The sequence below is a fragment of the Pseudomonas sp. 20P_3.2_Bac5 genome, from assembly GCF_025466035.1.
Taxonomy (GTDB): Bacteria; Pseudomonadota; Gammaproteobacteria; order Pseudomonadales; family Pseudomonadaceae; genus Aquipseudomonas.
In genome coordinates this window covers 22,391-43,810 of the sequence record NZ_JANLOA010000042.1, presented here as the reverse complement: position 1 = coordinate 43,810, position 21,420 = coordinate 22,391, and the positions used below count along the sequence as shown (strand labels likewise).

The window sequence follows — 21,420 nt, the reverse complement described above, 5'->3', positions numbered from 1 at the left end:
ATGGACGGTTCTACTTCAAGAAGCATGAGCATCGCTGTCCCCAGCGAAACCAACCTCACCTCCACCGTGCTCGACCCGGCGCAGCGCGTCCTGTTGCTGACCGCCGCCAACAGCGGCAGCGGCACCAGCACCAGCGCGCTGGCGTTCGCCAGCCAACTGGCCCTGATGAGCGGTGGAACGGTGCTGCTGATCGACGGCAGCAACGGCCCCAACACCCTCAGCCAGCAACTGGGCCTGAACAAGCTGCGGGGTTTTCACGACCTGCTGTTCGACGACCAGACACCGCCACTGGCCCAGGACTGCATCGTGCGCCTGTCCGACCAGCGCTTCGACGTGCTGCCCGGCGGCCTGCATGACCGCGGTGGCGAACGCCTCGACCCGGAACTGCTGCGCGCGCTGCTGCACACGCTGGCGGCCGAGTACCGCTTCGTGGTGATCGACGGCGAAGCGGTCTACGCCGGTGCCGACAGCCTGGTGATGGGCCCGCTGGTGGACGGCGTGATCCTGGTGATCAACGCCGACGACACCCGCCGCGAAGTGGCCCAGGCCGCCAGCCAGCGCCTGGTCCAGGCCGGCGCGCGGCTGATCGGCAGCGTCTTCAACCGGCGCCGCTACTACATGCCCAAGTGGCTCTACAACAACCTTTGAGCCGACCGTGCGAGGGAAACACTCATGAAAACGCCCTTGATCGCCCTGTTCGCGCTATTGCCACTGGCGGCCTGCACCACCCAGCAGGACGCCCGGACGATGCCGGTACAGATCCTCACCGCCGCGCCGGCCAACGCCCAGGACACCGAGCTTTCCAGCAAGGAACAGGTCTTGCGTCCGCAGGACGTGCTGGATGTGATCTTCCACATCAGCACCAGCGGCTCCGATGCCTACCGTATCCAGTCCGGTGACACCATCGGCCTGAGCTTCCTCTCCGCCAGCTCGCTCAACGGCAACCAGTTGGTGCTGCCCGACGGGCGCATCGAACTGCCGGCGGCCAACACCTCGGTGAACGTTGCCGGCATGACCCCCGAGCAGGCCCGGGCCGCGATCCAGCAGGCCTACCGCAACAAGAGCCTGTTCCAGCCCAACCGCGACCAGCTCACGGTGCAGGTGCTGAGCCCGCTGACCAACGAGCAGAACCTGAAAAGCGCGCTGAACCACCCGGCCACCGGCATGAGCCGCGAGATCACCGTGGGCAGCGACGGCCACGCCAACTTTCCGGAAGTCGGCTCGGTCGCCCTGCAAGGCATGACCGTGACCCAGTTGGAGACGTACCTGAACAAGCGCTACGCCGACCTGCCGGGGCGCATGAGTGTCGATGTGATGCTCAAGTCCACCGCAGTCAACGAAATCTACGTGCTGGGTGAAGTCGGCCAGCCCGGCGCCTACCCGATCCGTCGCCCGGTCTCGGTGCTCGAAGCCCTGACCCTGGCTCGCGGCCCGAGCATCAAGGCGCGGCTGGACTCGGTGGTGATCATGCGGCGCAACGGCAATCAGGTGCAGGCCATGCCCTACAACGTGGACAAAGCGCTGGACGCCAGCGCCGCGCAGGTCGCCTACCTGCAACCGGACGACATGCTCTACGTGCCCAAGACCAAGCTGGCCAGCGCCGGCGAACTGGCCCGGCAACTGGCTGACGTCGTGCTGTTCCAGGGCGTGGGGTTCAGCTTCGGCTACCGCGTCGACAACAAAGGCAGTGACAACTGACCTCGGGGGTATCGCGTGATGAATCAGCTCATGAATCCCAAAGAGAACTACCTGCACGAATTCTTCCGGATCTTCTACGCCAACCGGCAGTGGGTGAAACGGATCTTCCTCGCCTTCGCGGTGATCGCCCTGCTGCTGCCGCTGATGTTGCGCCAGAGCTACGACATCGGCGCCGAAGTCATCGTGCAATCGAAAAAGCTGTCGCAGAGCGACACCAACACTGCCCTCGCCCAGGAAACCGACAAGTTCATCCCGCCGTCGCTGGCGGACATGGAAACCGAGAGCAATATCCTTCGCTCGCCGACACTGATTCGCCAGACCATCAGCCAGTTGCGTGAGGAAGGCCGCTATCAGGTCGAGCCCGGCGTGGTGGACAAACTGCTGTTCCATCCGCTGCGCGCCTATGTGCTCGATCCGCTGCGCTCGGCGCTGGGCAACAAGGTCGAATCGGCCCGCGACACCGAACTCGACGCCCTTACCGAACAGGCCACCAAGAACCTCAAGGTCGAGACCCTGCCCGGCTCCAACGTGATCTCGGTGACCTACAGCTTCGGCGACGCGGCCCAGGGCACGGCGTTCGTCAGCCAGTTGCTGGACAACTACCTGAAAAACCGCCAGGACCTGCAATCCAACGAGCTGCCGCAGTCCTTCTATGAACAGAAGAAACTGCAATACCAGGCTCGCCTCGACGACCTCGAAAGCAAACGCCTCAGCCTGCTGGAAACCGCCGGTTCGTCCGATCCGAAGGAAGAAATCACCTTCCGCCTGAACGCGATCAACACCGAGGAACAGGCGCTCAACCAGTACCGTGACCGCCTGCTGCAAAGCCAGCGCTGGCTGGATTACCTGAAGTCGGCGCTGAGCGCCGCCAACAGCGCGAAGATGAACGACTACAGCTTCCCGTTCACCTTCACCACCACCGTCGACAACGTGGCCTTCGAGGACCGCGAGATCAAACAACTGGGCGAGCAACTGACCACCCAGGTGTCGCGCTACGGCAACGACCTGGCGGTGTTCCAGCCCAACAGCGAACCGATGCAGCTGCAGCGCGAGCAAATCTCCCGCAGCCGCCAGCAGTTCCTCAAGGTGGTGGACAACCGCATCCGCGAACGGGAAAAAGACCTGACCGTGGTGCAGGAAGTGATCGCCCAGAAAACCCAGCGCATCGGCGAGTTCAAAGGGCGCATTCACCAGTTGCAGGAGACCATGAGCAAGGCCCGTCAGCTCGACACCGAGATCGACGCCCTGCACAAGGCCTTCTTCACCTACACCCAGCGCTACGAAGAAAGCCGCGGCCAGGGCCAACTGGACAACCTGTCCAACGCGCGGATTCTCAGCGCGCCGTACCAGCCCACCGAAGCAGCCTTCCCGCGGCCGATGCTGATCATCCCGTTCGGCCTGCTCACCGGCCTGCTGCTGGCAATTGCCCTGGTTTATGTCCGCGAGTTCTTCGACCACCGCTTCAAACACCCAGCGCAAATCGGCCACGAACTGGGCCTGCCCGTGCTGCTGGTGATCAACGACCAGACCCCGGAGCAATCCAACCCGCACAAACAATGGACGCTGCCACGGCTGTGGCACTGGGTGCGCAATTGAACGCCCCGGCCCCGCGCCAGCCGATCATCCACCTGCTCAACAGCGGTGGATTCTACGGCGCCGAGCGCATGCTGCTGGATCATTGCCTGGCCACCCCCGGTCAGCATCGGGTGCTGTTTCTCGATGCGCCGGCCGAACTGCTGGCGCGTTTTCGCGCCGCCGGGGTGGACTGTCAGTGCCGCGCGGGGCTGGTGCAACCGCTGCTGTACCTGCGCGAGCAGCACGGCCAGCGGCCACTGCTCAATGCGCACAATTTCAAGGGCCTGCTGCTCGGCTGGCTGGCGGCGTGCCTGTGGCGCCTGCCGCTGGTGGCGACCCAGCACGGCTTCACCCCGCGCAACCTCAAACAGCGGTTCTACACCTGGCTGACCCTGCAACTGTGCCGTACCGCCGTGGTCAGCCAGGTGGTCTGCGTGGCCGAAAGCATCGCGCGCATCCTGCGCCGTACCGGGGTCGCGGCGCAGAAGATCCGGGTGATTCCCAACGGCCTGCCGGAGGCATCCGGCCAGACGCCGCGGGTTGCCCGCGCGGGCGAGTGGCTGGCCGGCTATGTCGGGCGTCTGAGCAGTGAAAAAGGCCCGGACCTGTTTCTCGACACGCTGATTCCGCTGTGCCGGCGCTACCCGCACGTGAACGCGGTGATGCTCGGCGATGGCCCGGAACGTGCCGCCCTGCAAGCCCGCATCAACGCCGCCGGGCTGCTGGAGCGGATTCGCCTACCGGGCTTTCAGCACGACATGCGGCCGTGGATGAGCCGCCTCGACGCGCTGGTCATCAGCTCGCGCACCGAGGGCACGCCGATGATCCTGCTGGAAGCTATGCAGGACGGCGTGCCGGTGGTGGCCTTCGGCGTCGGCGGCATTCCCGATGTCATCGAACACGGGCGCAGCGGCCTGCTGGCCGCGCCGCTGGCCGTGGACGAGCTGGCCGCGCAACTGAGCGCACTGATCGACGACCCGGCCCAGGCCAGTGAACTCACCGCCCAGGCCCGCCACACCCAACGCGAACGCTACCACCTGCCTACCCTGGCGCAACGCTGGGCCCAGGTTTACCTGGGCGCCGCAACGGAGGTCCGCGCATGATCCTGCCCCTTTCGCTGGTCGGCCTGTTCGGCCTGCTGGCCCTGATCCTGCTGGTCAGTCCCTGGCCGTACCTGGCGCCCGGCGCGGTCGCCGCGCTGGGCGGCCTGCTCCTGCTGTACCGGCGTCCGGCCTGGGGCCTGCTGGCGATCATCGCCCTGGTGCCTTTCGAAGGCCTGTTCAAGGACAGCGACCTGTCCGCCGCCAAGCTGATCGGCGCCGGCCTGATCCTGGTGCTGAGCCTGCAACTGGCCAGCGGCCAACTGAAAGGCGAGCGCCTGCGCAGCAACCTCTGGCCGCTGCTGGTCGCCTTCCTGGCCTGTTACGGGTTGAGCTTCTGGGCCAGCGAAAGCCTGCTGATGTCGGCCCAGCACCTGCGCGAACTGTCGATCGGCCTGCTGCTGTTCGTCATGACCCTGCTGATCGGTCGCGAACTGAACCTCGCCTGGCTGGCCCGGCTGGTCTGCCTCAGCGTCGCCGCCACCTGCGTGATGGCGATGTTCTCCAGCAAATACCAGGACCAGGGCCGCGCTTCCGGCCTGCTCGACGACCCCAACGTGTTCGCCCTGCTGATCGCTTTTGCCGTGCCGCTGGCGATCTGGCTGCTGCTCAACAGCCCGAGCCTGCGCCAGCGGCTGCTGTGGCTGGCCTGCACCGGCCTGCTGCTGGCCGGCATGACCAAGACCGAATCGCGCTCCGGGCTGGTGGTGCTGCTGATCAGCCTCGGTATCGGCCTCTACCACTACCGGGTGCAACTCACCCGCCTGCGCCCGCGCCACCTCGGCGTACTGATGCTGGCCCTGGCCCTGCTGCTGCCGGTCGCGGCGGCGGTGATGCCGGCCAGCTACATCGAGCGCATCCAGTCGCTGAGCGTGCTCAAGTCCGGGGTCAACGCCCACGAGGACGACTCGCTCGGCCGCCGCGCCTCGTACATCGTGGTCGGCGGCAAGATGATCCGCGAAAACCCGCTGCTCGGTTCCGGCCCCGGCACCTTTCCCCTGCACTACGCCACCACCGGCTACGCCAAGGCGTTTTCCGCCAACCGCAAGGTCACCGACCTCTACCGGCGGGCGCACAACACTTACCTGGAGCTGTTCAGCGAAGTCGGCATTCCCGGCGGCGTGTTGTTTGTCGGCATGATCGCCCTGGCCCTGCGCAACCTGTGGAGCGCCCGCGCCGCCTGGCTGCAACAACATGACGTGGCCCGCGCCGACCTGCTCACCCACCTGTGCATGAGCCTGCTGTCGCTGGGCCTGTTTCTGATGTTCCTCAGCGCGCCGAACCACAAATACCTGTGGATCATGCTGGGGTTGTCCTGGGTCTTGCGCAGCCAGGCCGAAGCCGCTGGCCGGCTGGAGCCGCGGCCATGAACCGGGTCGCCATCGTCATCCCGATGTTCAACGAGGCCCGGCACATCGGCCGGACCCTCGCCGCCGCCCAGCGCGCCGCCAGCGAAGCCGGGATCGACTGCGAGCTGATCGTGGTCGACAACGGCTCCAGCGACGATAGCCCACAGATCGCCCGCGCCCTCGGTGCGCGGGTGCTGAGCCTGCCGGGCCTGAGCATCGGCGCCCTGCGCAACCGGGGCGCGGCCGCCTGCGCGGGTGACTGGCTGGCGTTTCTCGACGCCGATATCGAAGTCCCGGACAACTGGCTCCGGCGCCTGCTCGACGCCCATGCCCAGGGCCTGGGCGATGTCTTTGCGCTGGATTGCGACACCCCGCACCAGGCGCCGTGGTTCGCCAGCGCCTGGCAGCGGCGCACGTTGCGCGCCGGTGAGTTGATGCACCGCCAGCAATGGCTGCCCAGCCCCAACCTGCTGATGCCCCGGCACTGGTTCGACACGGTCGGCGGCTTCAACGAAAGCCTGCGCAGCGGCGAAGACAAGGATTTCACCCTGCGCCTGAGCGAGGCCGGCGCACGCCTGCTGGTGCTGCGCGAACCGGTGGTCCTGCACTGGGGTTACGAATGCACCTGGAAAGAATGGCTGGGCAAGGAAATGTGGCGCCAGAGCAGTCACCTGCAATTGCTCCGCAGCAACGGCGCGAGCCTGCGCCTGCTGCGCTTTCCGGCGCTGTCCATGGGCGCCTGGGTGCTTGATGCCATGGCCCTGTCGGCGCTGCTCGACGGTTTCCCGCACCTGACCCTGCTGCTGGTGCTCGCCGCCAGCCTGCCGGCCCTGGCCCTGAGCCTGCGGCAGAGCCTGAAGCACCGCGAGCCGACGCTGATCCTGCAACTCTGGGGGCTGCACTTTATCCGGCTGCACCTGGCCGGCATGGCGTTCGTCCTGAGCCTGTTCAACTTCACCGCAAGGAGGCCAGCCCGTGGCTGAGTTCATCTTCTGGCTGTGCCTGCTGTTGCCACTCTATGCCTGGCTCGGCTATCCGCTGCTGTTGAGCCTCGCCGCGCCGTTCTGCGCCCGCCGTGAACCGGGCCCGCACGTGCCGCTGTCGGTCAGCGTGGTGATTGCCGCGCACAACGAACAACGGCATATCGAACAGAAACTGCGCAGCGTGCTGAATCAGGACTACGCGGCCGCGTCTTTGCAGATCGTCCTCGCCAGCGACGGCTCCAACGACCGCACCGTGGCCTGCGCCCGGGCGGTCAGCGACCCGCGCATCCAGGTGCTGGACCTGCCGCGCCTGGGCAAGGCCGCGGCGTTGAACCGCGCAGTCAGCCTGTGCCAGGGCGAGGTGCTGGTGTTCACCGACGCCGACAACCAGTGGGCCGACGACACCCTGCGCCACTTGCTGCTGCCGCTGGCAACTCCGGGGGTCGGCGGGAGCGCCGGGCAGATGATCATCCCCCGGCCGGGCAAGGGCCTGAGCCTGGGCGACAGCCTCTACCGGCACTTCGAGGCCTGGGTGCGCCGGGTCGAGAACCGCACAGGCTGCATGGTTTCCGCCGACGGCGCCTTGCTCGCCCTTCGGCGGGAGCTGTTCCAGCAGATTCCGCCGCAGGTCAACGACGACTTTTTTATCAGCACTTGCGCCCCGGCGGCGGGCCAGCGACTGGTCTATGTGCCCGAGGCGGTGGTGCTGGATTACGGCGTGGACGAGGCCGGCAAACAGTTTCGCCGGCGCCAGCGGGTCACCGTCGGCGGCCTGCAAAGCCTGGCCGCGCGGCGGTCACTGCTCAACCCGCTGCGCCACGGCCTGTACGCCATCGCCCTGATCAGCCACAAGCTGCTGCGCCGGCTGGCCCCGGTGCTGCTGTTGCCGCTGCTGCTGAGCAACCTCTGGCTGCTGGACGACGGCGCGTTCTACCGCTGGACCTGCAGCATGCAACTGCTCGGCTACGCCGTGGCGCTGGTCGGCCTGCTCGATGCCGGGCACCGCTTGCCGAAACCGTTTCGCCTGGCCGCGTACGTGTTGGTGACGCTGGCCGGCATGAGTGTCGGCCTGTGGCAGTTCCTGCGCGGGCACAGTTATCAGCAATGGAACCCTGACCAGAATCGCTGAGGACCGGCCATGCCGATCAAGACCACCATCAAGCGCGCCAGCGGCTGGATCTACCTGAACTCTCCGGTGGGACGCCGGCAGTTGCACGGTGCCGGGCTGATCCTGATGCTGCACCGGGTGCTGGCCGATGATCGCGCTGCCGAACTGCCGCACCGCAACGAATTGTGCGTCGGTCCGCAAGCGTTCGAGCGGCTGCTGCGCTGGCTGCGCCAGCACTTCGATTGCCTGCCGCTGTTGGACCTGTTGCAAGGCCACGGCGGCAATCGGCCACGGGTGGCCTTGACCTTCGACGACGGCTGGCGCGACAACGCCTTGCACGCCTTCCCGCTGTTGGCGAAATACCAGATCCCGGCGAGCATCTTTCTTTCCACCGACTACATCGGCAGCCGCCAGCGCTTCTGGTGGGAAAGCCTCGGCGAGACGCTCTGGGGCAGCCACGGCGAAGCGCCGCGGCACCTGCTGATCGAACAACTGCGGCGGGTCGGCCGGCCACTGCCCGCCGCCTACTTCATGAACGAAGCGCCTCGCGCCCGCAGCCTGGCCCTGGCGCGCTACCTGCAAAGCCTGAAAACCCTGGCGCCGCAGGCCCTGCACCTGCTCACCGACGCATGCCCGCCGGAATCGCTGCCCCAGGCCCTCGACTGGCAGCAGGTGCGGCAACTGGAAGACTCCGGCCTGATCAGCTTCGGCCCCCATGGCGCCAGTCACGCGCTGTTGCCCGGCCTCGACGACCGCCGCCTGGAAGAAGAGCTGCTGCGCAGTCACCGCGCCCTGCTCAACGGCTGCCGCAACCCGCTGCCGGTGTACTGCTACCCCAACGGCGACCACGATTTGCGCGTGCGCCAGCGTTTGGCGGCGCACCGTTATCCGTGGGCGCTGAGCACCCGCGCCGGGCTGTGCCAGGACAGCGACGATCCGCTGGCCCTGCCGCGCATCGGCGTCAGCCAGCGCAACGCCAGCCGGCCGTCGCTGCTGGCCTGGCGCATCAGCCGTGGAGGCCACTGATGAGCCGCCCCTCCTATGTGCGCCACTTGCTGCTGAGCATGGGCACGCGGCTGGCGATGATCGCCCTGCGCCTGCTGCGCAACGTGCTGCTGGCGCGGCTGCTGGGGCCCAGCGAACGCGGCCTGTTCGCCCTGCTCAGCAGCCTGCCGGACCTGATCGCCGCGGCCACCAGCGGCGGCCTCAACAGCGCCATCGGTTATCAGGCGGCCCAGCAGCGCAATGTCGGCCTGCTGCTGACCCAGGTGCTGGTTTACGGTTGCCTGCTGGCCGCCCTGCTGACCCTGATCTGCCTCGCCTCGCTGCGCGGCTTCGGCATCGAACTGGCCGTCAGCCAGCAACTCGGCCTGCTGGCCTGGCTGCTGTTGCTGGCGGTGCCGCTGAGCGTGCTGAAGAGCGGCCTGCTGACCCTGCACAACGCCACCGGTGGCGTCGGCGCCTTCAATGCCCTGCGCCTGAGCGAATCATTGGCGCCGCTGCTGCTGTTCCTCGTCTTCTATGCGCTGTGGCCTGAAGCCGCGCTGTCGGCGGCGCTGGCCAGTTGGCTGCTGGGGCTGGGCCTGGTGGTGCTGCTGGGGCTGGTCTGGCTACGGCGCAGTCATCCATTGCGGCTGTGCTGGGACCGCGCCGGCCAGCGTGAACTGCTCGCCTACAGCGCCAAGAGCCACCCGGACCTGTTGTTCCAGCAAGTGATCCTGCGCTCGGATTATCTGTTTATCAGCGCCCTGCTCGGCAGCGCCGCCCTCGGTCACTACGCCATGGCCAGCGCCGCCGCCGAACTGCTGCTGATCGTCCCGGAAGCGGTGACCACGCCGCTGATGAAGCGCCTGCTGCAACAGGACGCCGGGATCGACAAACTGACCCCGCTGGCCCTGCGCCTGACTGCCACGGTGATGCTCGGCGCCTGCCTGAGCATGGCGCTGGTGGGCGAATGGCTGATCGTCACGCTGTTCGGCGCCGAGTACCAACCGGCCTACCCGGCGCTGCTCGGCTTGCTGCCGGGGCTTTTCGGCCTGTGCTACGCGAGCATCCTGCGCCTCGACCTGCTGGGCAAGAACCGCCCCGGCAGCGTGTCGCTGATGATGGGCGCCGGGGCGGCGCTGAACCTGCTGCTCAACGTGTTGCTGATCCCGCGCTGGGGCATCGTCGGCGCGGCGATGGCGTCGTCCATCGCCTACCTCGCCGTGACCCTGGCGATGCTGGTGCTGTATTGCCGGCTCAGCGGCGTGGCCTGGTGGCGCACGCTGTTTATCCTGCCCGGCGACCTGCTGCCGCTGTGGCGCATGTTGCCCGGTCGGGTGGCCGGATGAACGCCGTGCGCCTGCTTATCGGCCTGATGCTGTTCAGCGGCGCGGCCGGCGCTGCCGAACTGCGCTGGCCGGATATCCGCGACGGCAGCTTGTACCTGACCCCGGGCCGCGCCGATCAGTTGCGCCTCGACTGGGTCGGCGCCTGGCAGACCGATGCCAATCCTGAGCAGGTGTTTCTTCTCGACGGCCAGGGCCGCCTCGCCGCCCGCCGCGATATCGCCGCCAGCGAAGCGCGCGGTGAACAGCAATGGCCGTTGGCGGTCGGCCACGGCAGCTACCGGCTGGAGATTCCCGGCTACAGTTTCCGCCGCTACCGGCCCGCGTTCAGCGACAGCACCCGCGCCCAGTTCGCCCCGGCGCGGGTGCATGTGAGCCTGCAAGTGGAGGCCGGGACCCAGTTGTACTTCCGCGTGGCCGCTGGCGAGCAGGCGATTCTCGCCGGCAAGTACCACGGCGGCGTCAGCGGCTTGCGCGCCGTGCGCCTGGACGACGACCAGGCGCTGAGCCTGAACCTGGTGGCGCAGCCGGCGTACTGGCAATACGAAGAAGTCACCCTGCCGGTCAGCCCGAAACCGCAAATCTGGCGCCTGGAACTGCAAGGCCGTGGCAAGGCGGCGTTCTGGCTGGACGGCACGGCCAACCTGTTCGCCGGCCGCGTCGCCGACCTTGGCCCGCTCGATGAACAACCCGGCACGGTGAACCTGCGCCTCGGCCAGCAGCGCCTGGGCCCGACGGCAAAACTCGGGTTGAACCTGCCCTATCTGCTGCCGCCCGTGGCCAGCCACCCGATACTCGATGCCCTGAAACCACGGGCGGCGGGCTTCTACAGTTTCGTCGACGTGCTGGCCCGGCAGCCGGACTACGAGACCGCCTTCCGCCGCCTGTACCGCGAGCGCTTCGCCATTCAAGACGACATCACCCTGCTGGCCGCCACCGGCCGCCGCGCCGACCTGAGCGACGACGCCACCAGCCGCCAGGGCCTGCAAGCCTGGCTGGCGGCCAGTGTCGCGCTGGGTGGCGCGGGCCGGCACTACCTGGCGTTCGCCGACGAGCCGAACCTGAATTACCCGCGCTTCGAGGATTTCCGCGCGTTCTTCCAGCAACGCCTGCAACAGGTCGAGGACTACGCCGGCGCCCGCGAAGCCGGGGTGCGCATCGCCATGCCGGCCAGCTCGCGGCTGGTCAACGGCCCATTGGCCGAGCACAGCGCCGAGCGTCGCGGGCTGGATTGGGCGCGGCGTCTGCTGGAGGAATTCGGCCCGCGCATCGATGCGCTGGCCTGGCACGAATGGATGGTCCGCGACCTGCTGGCGACCCGGGTCTACCGCGACAACGTGCGCCAGGCCGCCGCGCTGGTGGGCCTCGATGAACGTGGTCGGCCGCGCAAGGCGCTGCTGCTGGACCAGACCAACCTGTCGCCCGGTTCGACCCTGAGCCTGTATGAGCAGAACGGCCATTACGCCGCGCTGTGGTGGGCCTCGGTGGCGATCAACGCCAGCGCCGACGGCCTGCTGGACATGCTCAACTGGTTTCAGGCCGCCGACGAACCCGAGTACCCCAAGGGCATGCTGCAAGTGCTCGACCCGCAGCGTTTCGTGCTCAAGCCGGTCGGCCTGGCCCAGCAGTTCATCCAGCAGCACTGGCTGGACGAGGTGCTGCGCCTGGACAACGACGCCTTCGAGGTCGATGCCCTGGCCATGGCCCGCGGCCCCGCCCGCAGCGTGCTCGGCGTGAACAAGAGCGAGCGCGCCCAGCAGGTGCGTTTCGCCACCGCTGCCGCGCACTGCCCGGCCAATCCCCGGTTGACCCTTTTCGGGCCCGATCACCAGCCACGCACGGCCAATCTGGTCTGTCGCGATGGCCGACTCGGGTTCGATCTGCCAGGACAAACACTGTTTGCCCTGAGCTGGAGCGCGTCGTGATCCGCGCGCTGATCCACCCGCCTTGCCCGCCCCTGGAGGCAATCATGCGTGTACTGAACCAGCTTCAAACGCACCTCAGGCACAAAGGACTGCGCTCGACCCTGAAAACCGCCTTGCACCGCTATATGTTCTACCACTGGGAACTGCTCTGGATGGAGCGCGACCTGGTCAGCCCGGTGCCGCCCCACAACCTCAAGCCCAGCAGCCCGACCCAGGCCGAAAGGATCACCCTGCAAAATATCCATGCTTTCGCGCGCTACTTCGGCGACCGCCTGGAAACCATGCGCGAGCTGCTCGCCGAAGGTCATACCGGGATCATCCATCGCGATCCCGAAGGTCATGTGGTGGCCTTCATCTGGGGGTGCCCGCGGGACTACCACGACCATCACTACTACGGCTGCTGGTTCCCGGTGAACGCCGGTGAGTTCTTCGAGTTCGGCGGCGAACTGACCCGCGCCTACTGGGGCACCACGCTGTCGGTGGACCTGCAACTGAACCTGTGGAAAGCCATGCTCAAACAGGGCTGCGACAAAGTCGTGGATGTCTGCGAAAGCCACAATATCCCGGCGCTGAAGCTGCACCTGCGCATGGGCTACGCCGAGCAGGGCCGGGTCACTCACGTCTATTGCCTGTTCGGGCGCTGGAAGTTCTTTCGCCAGAGCCGCTACGCGGGTTCGCGCCTGGCCGCGTTGCGCAAGCCGCCGGCAGTGGCGCCGTCCGTAGGGGTGGCCTGAGATGGGCCTGCGCCTGCGCTGGCTCGACTCGCTGGACGCGCCCGCCTTCCCGGCGCAGGCCTACGAACACCTGCGCCAGCGCCTGCCGCAGGCCACGCCATTCAACAGCCTCGGCTGGTTGCGGGCGGCCGCGGCGGCGCTGGAACCGGGGCACACCTTGCAGGTGCTGCTCGGTTTCGACCGCGACCACCTGTGCCTGTGCCTGCCGCTGGTGCGCATGCCCTGGCGGATCGGTCCGCTGACCTTCAGCGTGGTGCGCCACCTGGGCTATCCGCTGAGCGACCGCATCGGCCTGCTTATCGACCTGCCCGAGCGCGACGCGCCTCAGGTGCTGCGCGAGATCCGCCGGCACCTGCCCCACGCCCTGCTGCAACTGAGCGAAGTCACCCAGGGCGAACCCTGGTTGCTGCACTGGGGCTGGCGCAGTTCGACCCATGAACGGCGCCGCTCCTGCTCGGTGCCGGTGCATCAGCTCAGCGCCGCCGACCGCCAGGAAGTCAGCGGCGATCCGCGCTACAAGCTGCGCCGCGCGCGCAAGCGGATCGCCGCCTGTGGCGCGCAGGTCCGGCGGGTAGTGCTGGATGCCGACAATGCGGGCGACTGGCTCGGCCGCATCGCCGCCGTGGAAGACGCCAGTTGGAAAGGCGACGACGGCGTCGGCATCTTCAGCACGCCGGCCTCCCGCGCCTGGATGACCCAGGCCCTCACCGCCCTGGCCGGCGAAGGTCGCCTGCGCCTGGTGGTGCTGGAGCTGGACGGCCAGTGCATCAGCTACCGCCTCGGCCTGCTGGAACAGGGCCGGCTGTACGACTACAACCTGGCCTTCCTGCCGCACTACGCGGAACTGGGCAGCGGCCGGGTGCTGTTGCAGGCGTGGATCGACTGGGGCCTGGACGACGGCTGGCAGTGGATCGACGCCTCGCGGGTCAGCCTGGAAAACTCCAGCCACCAACTGCACGAACGCATGAGCGGCCAGGTCGAGCACCTGCGCCACAGTTTCTATAGCTGGCGTGTGTCGGGCATCGGCCTGGGCCTGGCGCTGCGCCTGTGGCGCCACTGCCGGCCGTGGCTACGCTCAAGCAAAACGAGCCCGCCGCCGCAAAAACACCCCAGCGAACACCTGCCATCCCCACGCCGTCCCGCTACAGGAGCCACGGAATGTCCTTCCAGGTCATAGTCAACGCCGATGATTTCGGCCTCAGCGAACACGTCAATGCGGTGATTCTGCGGGCCTTCAATGCCGGGCTGATCAGCTCGGCGACGGCCATGGCCAACATGCCGGCATTTCGCGGCGCCTGCGCACTGGCCCGGCTGCCGGCGCTGCGCGGGCACATCGGCCTGCATTTCAATCTCAGCCATGGCCGGCCGCTGAGTGACGCCATCCGTGAACAGCCACTGTTCTGCAACGCCGCCGGCGAATTCGCTTTCAGGCTGTCGCGCAACAGCCTCTGGCTCGGGCGCCGCGCCCGGCAGGCGGTGGAGCAGGAACTGCTCGCGCAATGGCAGCACTGCCTGAACCTGGGCCTGTTGCCCAGCCACCTGGATTCGCACCAGCACGTCCACAACATCTGGCCGATCGGCGAGATCGTCGCCCGCTTCGCCGCCCGCGAGGGCGTGCCGGTCAGGCTGGCGCGCAACCTGGGGCGCAACATCGGCCCGGCCAAGCGCGTGTTCAAGACCTTGCTCAACCGCCGCTTGCGCCATTTGGCCGGTTCGACCGCAGATTTCGTCTGCACGCCGGTCGACCTGCGCGACGGCCTCGCGCCGCGCCACGGCTTGCTGGAAGTGGTGGCGCATCCCAGCGCCTTGGGCAGCAATGATTTTGGCGACGCCTACCTGAGCGCCGGGGAATCGCTGGCGGGGTTGCTGGAACAGCAACTGCGAGCGGCGCCGCGTGTTGGCTATCGGGTGTTGGCGCAGGGCTAATCACCCTCGCCGGTCTTGGGAAAATGCCGGCAACTCTTGCGCTCGGCCATCTGCCGGTCGGTGGGGCGCTCGTCGACGAAACGCGGCGGCCCATCGCTATGGATTTCCAGGAAACCCCAACGCAGGTCGGCTTCGGTCTGCCCGGGCTTGGGCGGTTCGAACCACCAGACTTCGCGGCTGATCAGGGCCATGGTCGATTTCCTCGGGTGACGGTCTGTTGCTCAAACCATAGATAACTATTTGCCACCGCTCCATTCGCGCTTCGCGGTGTGCTTGCGCTCCCTTACATGGAGCGCCCGTTATGCCACAACTACCTCACCCCGCTTCGCCCGCCGCCGACGTCCACCGGCAGCTCATCAAGGAGCGCCTGCCGGGCTGGATCCGCCACCTCAACGCCGAGCAGATCGATAGCCTGGAGTACCTCGCCGATGCCAGCGAACAGCCCTGGCTGCGCAACGCCCTGCCGACGCTGCGCGAAGCGTTCGAGCAGGCGCAACGCCGGTTACACCGCTCGACCGTGGCCCTGGCCAACGCCATGCAAGACCTCAAGCCCCTCGCCGACTTCGCCACCCCTTTGCTCGAAGAACGCCTGCACACAGCCTTTGGCCTGCAAGGCGATATGCGCCGGCTGAAACTGGTGCGTTTCAGCCGCGACTGGAACTGGATGTTGATGCAGGCCGAGCTGAACCACGAGGCGGAGCCGCTATTGCAGGCGGCGCTGCAAAACTTCCCGCGGGACCTGGAGTGGCAACCGGAAAGCGTGGCCATCGACGGCGAGTTCGTTGTCGGTTCGCACCTGGGTTACCCGCGCTATCACTACACCGGCCTGCCCTTCACCGCGCAGCAATTCGCCAGCGAATGCCATGCCCTGGACCTCGGCCAACGCTACCAGCAACACCTGGACGGCGTGCTCGGCCGGACGCAGGTCCGCGTCCTGGCAATCGAGGTGCGCAAACAACAACTGCACCTGGACCTGTTGCTCGCCCGCATCTGCTACAACCTTCGCGATGATTGCGAGCGGGTGCAGAGCCTGATCGTCGACAGCACGCCCAACACCAACCCGCACTCGCCGCGTTGTCACCGCCTGAGCCTGTTCGGCATCGACATTCTCGACGCCGTGCTGATCTACCCGGCCCCCGACTCGACCGCCGTGATCTTGTACCTGCCCGGGGTCAAGGATGGCGCGCTGACGCGCTACCCCACTCCCGGCGCCTGCCAGCACGACCTCGCGCGACGCCTCTGCGAACCCGCGTTCCGCCAGCGCTTCATGCGTTTTATCCAGCATGACAAGGCCTACCATTTCGCCAGCGTGCTGCAACGCACGCTCACCGGACAAAGCCTGCCCGGCGATCGCGATACCTCGTGGCAGGCGGCTCCCGACGCGGACCTGCACTGGAACGAAACCGCGATTGACGGCGAACTGTTCGGCTACCTGCAAGACCGCCATCACCGTCGCCTGCTCAACGAAGCCCGGCAACTGGCGGTGCCCAGCGCCGATGCCGACGAGGCGGCGCGCCAGCAACGCCTGCGCCACTGGGAGGCGCTCGGGCTGGACCTGCTTGGCGTCGCCGCGTTCTTCATACCCGCCGCCGGGCAATTGATGACGCTGGTGTTCGTCGCGCAAGTCCTGGACACCATTTATGAAGGCGTGGAGTCCTGGCGACAGGGCGACATCGATGCCGCGCTGAACAGCATCAAGGCCGTGGCCATCGATGGGGTTACGGCGGTGGGCGGCGGCGTGCTGTTTCACTATGTCAGCCGCTTTACCGGCAAATGGATCGAGGTCATGCGCCCCGACGGCAGTCCCCGTCTGTGGAACGCCGACCTGGCGCCCTATGAAGTGCCTGCACCGCCCGCCGATACCGTGCACAACTCGCTGGGCCAGCGGGTTGTGGACGGTCGTCCGCTGCTGCCGCTGGACGGCGCGCATTACCCGATGACCGCGCATGCCGACGGCCAGCGCTGGCAACTCGTTCACCCCGACACGCCGCGAGCCTTCCAGCCGGTCTTCGAACACAACGGCCAGGGCGCCTGGATCGGTGCCCACGAGTCGCCGCTGGACTGGCCTCGGCACACGTTGCTGCGGCGCATCGGCCATCAAGTTGGCGCCTACAGCGATCAAGAGCTGGAAATCGCCAGCCGGATCAGTGGCGTCAACCGCGATGAACTCCTGGATATCTACCTGCGCGGACGCCCCACCCCCGTCAAGTTGATCGACACCTTGCAGCGCTTGCGCGGCGAGGTGCCGGCCGAAGACCGTCTCGACGCCGCGCTCGACGGGCTTTACCTGCCGCGGCGGCGCTGCACCGCCAGCGACCGCCTGGCGTTCTGGAGTCTGCCGCGGGAAAGCGCCTGGCCTGCCAACACCCGGCTCGAGTTGCGCGGCGGTGGCGTCACCGGTCCGTTGCTGGAGCGCGCCGGCGAACGCCACGCCAGCGACCTGCGCCTGATCCTCAAAGCCGCCGATGGCTACCGTGCCGTAGTCCGTGATCAGCCCCGGGCCGTCACCGAAGACGTGTTCGAGGCGCTGGCCCAGGTCATGCCCGAGTTCAACGGCGATACCGAGGCGCTCAAGGCCCGGATGGCCGAACACGCCCTGCTGGACCGTGAAAGCACCCAGCGCTGGCTCTGGTCCGGCCACGAATACGGCTGGGCTGATGACGGCCGTCTTCTCGGCGGCTCCGACCGGCCGGAGGTCTACCCGTCGTCGAGCACCAACGGCAATCCGCTGATCGCCCGCTACCGTCGGTTGTACCCGCGGGCCAGCGTCGCATCCGCGGAGATTCAACTGGACCAATGGCGGGCCGCTGAGCGGCCGCCGCACCTGGAACTGCGCGCCCTGGAGCGACAGCTCGAATACCTGCGCACCACGCTGGGCCAATGGGCGGAAGACCGGCCCGCACGCAACCGGATCCACGACAGCCTGTTGTCCAACTGGCATCGCCAGTCGGACATCCCGTCGGTCCTCGACCTTTCGGCGTTGAACCTCGTCGACAGCGACTTCAGTGACTTTCCTCACCTGGCCGATGCCTTCACGCATATCACTGAGCTGAGCGTGGACAGCAACGAGCTTCAAGGCATGCCCCTCCTGCTGATCAACCAGCTACCCGCGCTGCGCTGCCTATGGGCCGCGTCCATGCGCCTGCAACACATGCCCGAAGGACTCGGACCGCAATTGACCACCCTGGAAATGACCGACAACCAGATCACCTGGAGTGCGGCCTCGCAAGCCACCCTGGAACAATGCACCGGGCTGCAGGTGCTCAACATGGCCGGCAACCCGCTCGGTATCCCGCCGGATATCAGCCGGCTGCCGGCGTTGCGCGACCTGGGGCTGTTCGACGCTGACCTGCACGAGTTCCCGGCGGGCCTTGACCGGGCGGAACACCTGGAACACGTCGAGCTGGCGGCAAACCTGATCACTGATCTGCCCGAGCCCCTGGGCATGACCCGCGCGGCGCAACTGGCCCTGAACATTGAGCAAAATCCGCTCACCCCGGCCGCACAGGAGCGGATCCAGGAGCACTTCAGCGCAACCGGCATCGACCTGATGGTTCCGGATGTGGATTACGCGGAACTGCTGCTGGAGGCCGATGAACCGACCCTGGCGTGCTGGGAGCGGGTCAGCCGCCAACTGCCCTTGCAGTACCGCCGCGACTTGCGGGAATTGGCCGCGAGCACGCTGTTCCAGGTGGCCCCGGCCACCACCCGGCGTCGCTTCTGGGTCATGTTGCGCTGGCTGGAGACGCCCCTGGCACTGGCATCGGCGACCATGATCGATGCGCGCGCCCTGCTGGCGTTCGAGCTGGCCGCCGACCTCTGTGAAGCGGTCGCGTTTCCCGGGGAGGAGCTCAGTGCCCGGCAGCAGACCGAGCACATCCTGAGCGTGGCGGTGGCCGCCATTCGCTACCAGGCGGTCAACGATGCACTGCGCCTGAAATTCCCGGTCATCACCGAGCTTGAGTTCGAGATCTTCCGCGCCCGCACGCTGCAACGGGTGGCTGTCGACATGCAGATGCGCCTCGCGCCGACGCCGGCCGAAACGGTCTATACCCGGCTCGGCGGCGGACGGCTGCAGTCGCTCGACGCGCAGTGGACCACGCAACTGCATGAGCAACTGCGCGAACTCGGCCCGAGCACCGTGACCGGGCGCAGCGCCTTGTGGAGCGAGCTGCCGGATGGCGAATATGCCTATTCCTTCTGGGTCAACCACCTGCGGCTGCGCTATGCCACCGACTTCGAACAGTTGCAGGAACAGGCCGATGCGCTGCTGGAAGCCGCCGAAGCCGAGATGAACGAAGGTGATTACCTGATCGAAGCCAATCGCTTGCGCCTTCAATACGAAGCCGATCAGCGGGCGCTGCTCGATGACCTGACCCGCCGCATCGCCGACGGCACCCAGACCCGCTGGTAACCCACCTCCCGGCCAGCCGCGCTGGCCGGGCACTCAATACTCCACGGCGGTAAAACGCTCTCCCGCGAGCCAGTGCTCGAACAGGTCGGCCGGCATCGGCCGACCGAGCAGGTACCCCTGGCCGTGATCGCAGCCGGCATTGCGCAGGAACTGGTACTGAGCGTGGGTCTCGATGCCTTCGGCGGTAATGCGATAGCCCAGGGCATGGCCGAGGTCGATGATCGCGCGGGTGATCGCCACATCGTTGTCGCCGTGGGGCAAGTCCTTGATGAACGCGCGGTCGATTTTCAGGTGGTTGATCGGCAACGATTTCAGGTAGGCCAGCGACGAGTAGCCGGTGCCGAAGTCGTCCACCGCCGTGGCCACGCCAAGCGCCTGCAAGCGCGCCAGGACATCGCAGGCATGCTGCTGGCTTTCCATCAGCAGGCTCTCGGTAATCTCCACTTCCAGCAGGTTCGGGCTCAGGCCGTGGCGTTCCAGGGACTCGGTCAGGCTGCGCACATAGTCGCTGCGCTCGATCTGCAAGGCCGCGACGTTGATCGCGATCGGCCCGGGCAGCAGCTCGCGGTCGCGCCACTTGCGGACCTGCGCGCAGACCAGCTCCAGCACGTGCTCGCCCAAGGGAATGATCAGGCCGGTACGTTCGGCCAGGGGAATGAAATCCAGCGGCGAGATCAGCCCTTTCTGCGGATCGCGCCAGCGCAATAGCGCCTCGGCGCCTTCGACCCGGCCACTGAACAGGTCAATACGCGGCTGATACCAGACCTCGAATTCGTGCTGCTCCAGCGCGCGGCGCAATGCCCGCTCCAGGGCCAGGCGTTCTTGCAGGCGCGCGGTCATGTCGCCGTGGTACAGGCGCCAGGCATTGCGCCCGCTTTCCTTGGCCGCGTACATCGCGGTGTCGGCGTGGCGCAGCAGGCTTTCGGTGCTGTGCCCGTGCTCCGGGCCCAGGGCGATGCCGATGCTGCCGGTGACCAGCGCGGCGTTGCCCTTGAGGTCGAACGGCTGCTGCAAGGCACGCAGCAGGCCATCCACCACCTGGCAGGCCTGCTGGGGCGTGCTGATGCGGGTGAGGATGAAGGCGAACTCGTCGCCGCCGAGGCGGCAGACGGTGTCTTCGGCGCCAACCCCGTCTTTCAGACGCTGCGCCGCTTGCGCCAGCAACAGGTCGCCGAGGGCATGGCCGAGGCTGTCGTTCACCAGCTTGAAGCCGTCGATGTCCAGCACCAGCACCGCCAGTTGCACCTTCGGCGCGGCCAGCGCCTGTTGCAGGCGACGCTGGAACAGCACGCGATTGGGCAGGCCGGTGACCGCGTCGAAATGCGCCAGGTGCTCGAGTTGCGCCTGGGAATGCTTGAGCTCGCCGTTGCGCAGGTTGATCAGGCGGTTGCTGCGGTTCAACTGGGCGACGAACAGGCTGAACAGCCCGGTGGTGGCCAAGGCGAACAGAAACAGCGGCGAGCTGAACAGGCTCATCGACGACCCGCCTTCCCGCGGCGTCGCCGCCAGTTGCCAGATGCCACCGGGCACATCGACGTTGAGCGTCACCGACGGCTGCTTGAACATCGCCGGCTCGCCCCAGATCATCGCCCCGGCCGCGCCTTCGCCGTCACCGCCCCGCAACGCCAGGTGGAAGTTGGCGTCCTCGCCGACCCCGGCCGCGCGCAGCAGGCTGTCGATATCCGCCACCACCGAGACATTGCCCCAATACAGGCGCACGCCCTTGTGCCCCTTGAGGAAAACCGGACGCCGGTAGATCAGCGCCCGCCCACCCTGATAGAGCTGCACCGGGCCCGCCAGCACCGGCTCGGCGCTGTCGCGCGCGCGCTGCACCAGCGGGTATTGCGCCGGCAGCGTGCGGTAGTTCAGGCCGAGGATGCTTGCGTTGTTGTGCAGCGGGTAGACATCGGCGATGACGTCGTTGGGCGCCAGCGAGACGTGGCGGATATAGCGCACCGACTCCATGGCCTGGCGCGCCATGTCATGGAAATGCGCGGCAGAAATATCGCCGTCGGCACTGAGCAACTGTGCTATGCCTTCAGTCTCGCCAAACGCCGAGCGCATCTGCGCCTCCAGTCCGGCGCGGATGCCAGACAGGCGCATGCTCGCGGTCGCGATCATTTCGCTTTCCTGGCGCTGCATGTCCAGCCGGCCGAGGGCCACGGACAGTCCGATGCCAATCACGGCAAAACCGATGGGAAGCAGGCGGTAAGCGGTAGAACGCACGCTGGTGGGTAGGCTGCGGGGGGCTTCGAGGGCGAAAATTCTTATAGTCATA

The 21,420-nt window shown here is 67.1% G+C and carries 16 protein-coding genes; 14 read left to right on the top strand and 2 right to left on the bottom strand.

Annotated features, from left to right (window positions below):
• The 13 genes from NTD88_RS06480 to NTD88_RS06420 are packed head-to-tail and all read left to right on the top strand — an operon-like array spanning position 1 to position 14,728.
• On the top strand, positions 1 to 648 hold the full coding sequence (locus tag NTD88_RS06480) for a CpsD/CapB family tyrosine-protein kinase (RefSeq protein ID WP_095153506.1): 648 nt from the start codon (positions 1 to 3) through the stop codon (positions 646 to 648).
• A gap of 24 nt (positions 649 to 672) precedes the next feature.
• Complete coding sequence (locus NTD88_RS06475) at positions 673 to 1,698, top strand: polysaccharide biosynthesis/export family protein (protein WP_262156167.1); 1,026 nt, start codon at positions 673 to 675, stop codon at positions 1,696 to 1,698.
• Between the two features lie 30 nt (positions 1,699 to 1,728).
• Positions 1,729 to 3,294, top strand: coding sequence for a GumC family protein (locus tag NTD88_RS06470; RefSeq protein WP_262156165.1), 1,566 nt, complete (start codon positions 1,729 to 1,731; stop codon positions 3,292 to 3,294).
• Entirely contained in the window at positions 3,255 to 4,376 is a 1,122-nt protein-coding gene (locus NTD88_RS06465) for a glycosyltransferase family 4 protein (protein WP_262156164.1), read from the top strand. The genes NTD88_RS06470 and NTD88_RS06465 overlap by 40 nt, the downstream gene beginning before the upstream one ends.
• A complete protein-coding gene (locus NTD88_RS06460) occupies positions 4,373 to 5,743 on the top strand; it encodes an O-antigen ligase family protein (RefSeq protein ID WP_262156163.1) in 1,371 nt (456 codons plus the stop codon). The genes NTD88_RS06465 and NTD88_RS06460 overlap by 4 nt, the downstream gene beginning before the upstream one ends.
• Entirely contained in the window at positions 5,740 to 6,705 is a 966-nt protein-coding gene (locus NTD88_RS06455) for a glycosyltransferase family 2 protein (protein WP_095153511.1), read from the top strand. The genes NTD88_RS06460 and NTD88_RS06455 overlap by 4 nt, the downstream gene beginning before the upstream one ends.
• Positions 6,698 to 7,834: a glycosyltransferase gene (locus NTD88_RS06450; protein ID WP_262156162.1), complete on the top strand. Its 1,137-nt coding sequence runs from the start codon at positions 6,698 to 6,700 to the stop codon at positions 7,832 to 7,834. Before NTD88_RS06455 ends, NTD88_RS06450 begins: the two co-directional genes overlap by 8 nt.
• A 9-nt stretch (positions 7,835 to 7,843) precedes the next feature.
• The gene (locus tag NTD88_RS06445; RefSeq protein ID WP_262156161.1) at positions 7,844 to 8,839 is read left to right on the top strand and encodes a polysaccharide deacetylase family protein; all 996 of its coding nucleotides are present in this window, start codon (positions 7,844 to 7,846) and stop codon (positions 8,837 to 8,839) included.
• Positions 8,839 to 10,146: a lipopolysaccharide biosynthesis protein gene (locus NTD88_RS06440; protein WP_262156160.1), complete on the top strand. Its 1,308-nt coding sequence runs from the start codon at positions 8,839 to 8,841 to the stop codon at positions 10,144 to 10,146. The genes NTD88_RS06445 and NTD88_RS06440 overlap by 1 nt, the downstream gene beginning before the upstream one ends.
• Positions 10,143 to 12,068: a hypothetical protein gene (locus tag NTD88_RS06435; RefSeq protein ID WP_262156159.1), complete on the top strand. Its 1,926-nt coding sequence runs from the start codon at positions 10,143 to 10,145 to the stop codon at positions 12,066 to 12,068. Before NTD88_RS06440 ends, NTD88_RS06435 begins: the two co-directional genes overlap by 4 nt.
• A gap of 44 nt (positions 12,069 to 12,112) precedes the next feature.
• Positions 12,113 to 12,802 (top strand): N-acetyltransferase, encoded by a 690-nt coding sequence (locus NTD88_RS06430; RefSeq protein ID WP_262127772.1) that lies wholly within the window; start codon positions 12,113 to 12,115, stop codon positions 12,800 to 12,802.
• 1 nt (position 12,803) lies between these two features.
• The gene (locus NTD88_RS06425; RefSeq protein WP_262156158.1) at positions 12,804 to 13,979 is read left to right on the top strand and encodes a GNAT family N-acetyltransferase; all 1,176 of its coding nucleotides are present in this window, start codon (positions 12,804 to 12,806) and stop codon (positions 13,977 to 13,979) included.
• Positions 13,961 to 14,728, top strand: coding sequence for a ChbG/HpnK family deacetylase (locus NTD88_RS06420; protein WP_262156156.1), 768 nt, complete (start codon positions 13,961 to 13,963; stop codon positions 14,726 to 14,728). Before NTD88_RS06425 ends, NTD88_RS06420 begins: the two co-directional genes overlap by 19 nt.
• On the opposite strand, the gene NTD88_RS06415 is transcribed toward NTD88_RS06420, so the two are convergent.
• Positions 14,725 to 14,919: a hypothetical protein gene (locus NTD88_RS06415; RefSeq protein ID WP_095153517.1), complete on the bottom strand. Its 195-nt coding sequence runs from the start codon at positions 14,917 to 14,919 to the stop codon at positions 14,725 to 14,727. The genes NTD88_RS06420 and NTD88_RS06415 overlap by 4 nt on opposite strands.
• Positions 14,920 to 15,029: 110 nt before the next feature.
• Here NTD88_RS06415 and NTD88_RS06410 point away from each other — a divergent pair, with 110 nt between their 5' ends.
• On the top strand, positions 15,030 to 19,142 hold the full coding sequence (locus NTD88_RS06410) for a dermonecrotic toxin domain-containing protein (RefSeq protein ID WP_262156155.1): 4,113 nt from the start codon (positions 15,030 to 15,032) through the stop codon (positions 19,140 to 19,142).
• A 33-nt stretch (positions 19,143 to 19,175) separates the two neighbouring features.
• On the opposite strand, the gene NTD88_RS06405 is transcribed toward NTD88_RS06410, so the two are convergent.
• Positions 19,176 to 21,419 carry a putative bifunctional diguanylate cyclase/phosphodiesterase gene (locus NTD88_RS06405; protein ID WP_262156154.1) on the bottom strand — a complete coding sequence of 748 codons (2,244 nt, stop codon included), beginning with the start codon at positions 21,417 to 21,419 and terminating at the stop codon, positions 19,176 to 19,178.
• Between the last annotated feature and the right edge of the window lies 1 nt (position 21,420).

What these genes read in the sequence shown, in the direction of transcription:
- NTD88_RS06460 (WP_262156163.1), top strand. Translation starts at nt 4,373, where the DNA reads ATGATCCTGCCCCTTTCGCTGGTCGGCCTGTTCGGCCTGCTGGCCCTG.
- NTD88_RS06430 (WP_262127772.1), top strand. Translation starts at nt 12,113, where the DNA reads ATGCGTGTACTGAACCAGCTTCAAACGCACCTCAGGCACAAAGGACTG.
- NTD88_RS06480 (WP_095153506.1), top strand. Translation starts at nt 1, where the DNA reads ATGGACGGTTCTACTTCAAGAAGCATGAGCATCGCTGTCCCCAGCGAA.
- NTD88_RS06470 (WP_262156165.1), top strand. Translation starts at nt 1,729, where the DNA reads ATGAATCCCAAAGAGAACTACCTGCACGAATTCTTCCGGATCTTCTAC.
- NTD88_RS06410 (WP_262156155.1), top strand. Translation starts at nt 15,030, where the DNA reads ATGCCACAACTACCTCACCCCGCTTCGCCCGCCGCCGACGTCCACCGG.
- NTD88_RS06445 (WP_262156161.1), top strand. Translation starts at nt 7,844, where the DNA reads ATGCCGATCAAGACCACCATCAAGCGCGCCAGCGGCTGGATCTACCTG.
- NTD88_RS06435 (WP_262156159.1), top strand. Translation starts at nt 10,143, where the DNA reads ATGAACGCCGTGCGCCTGCTTATCGGCCTGATGCTGTTCAGCGGCGCG.
- NTD88_RS06420 (WP_262156156.1), top strand. Translation starts at nt 13,961, where the DNA reads ATGTCCTTCCAGGTCATAGTCAACGCCGATGATTTCGGCCTCAGCGAA.
- NTD88_RS06465 (WP_262156164.1), top strand. Translation starts at nt 3,255, where the DNA reads ATGGACGCTGCCACGGCTGTGGCACTGGGTGCGCAATTGAACGCCCCG.
- NTD88_RS06405 (WP_262156154.1), bottom strand. Translation starts at nt 21,419, where the DNA reads ATGACTATAAGAATTTTCGCCCTCGAAGCCCCCCGCAGCCTACCCACC.
- NTD88_RS06440 (WP_262156160.1), top strand. Translation starts at nt 8,839, where the DNA reads ATGAGCCGCCCCTCCTATGTGCGCCACTTGCTGCTGAGCATGGGCACG.
- NTD88_RS06425 (WP_262156158.1), top strand. Translation starts at nt 12,804, where the DNA reads ATGGGCCTGCGCCTGCGCTGGCTCGACTCGCTGGACGCGCCCGCCTTC.
- NTD88_RS06475 (WP_262156167.1), top strand. Translation starts at nt 673, where the DNA reads ATGAAAACGCCCTTGATCGCCCTGTTCGCGCTATTGCCACTGGCGGCC.
- NTD88_RS06415 (WP_095153517.1), bottom strand. Translation starts at nt 14,919, where the DNA reads ATGGCCCTGATCAGCCGCGAAGTCTGGTGGTTCGAACCGCCCAAGCCC.
- NTD88_RS06455 (WP_095153511.1), top strand. Translation starts at nt 5,740, where the DNA reads ATGAACCGGGTCGCCATCGTCATCCCGATGTTCAACGAGGCCCGGCAC.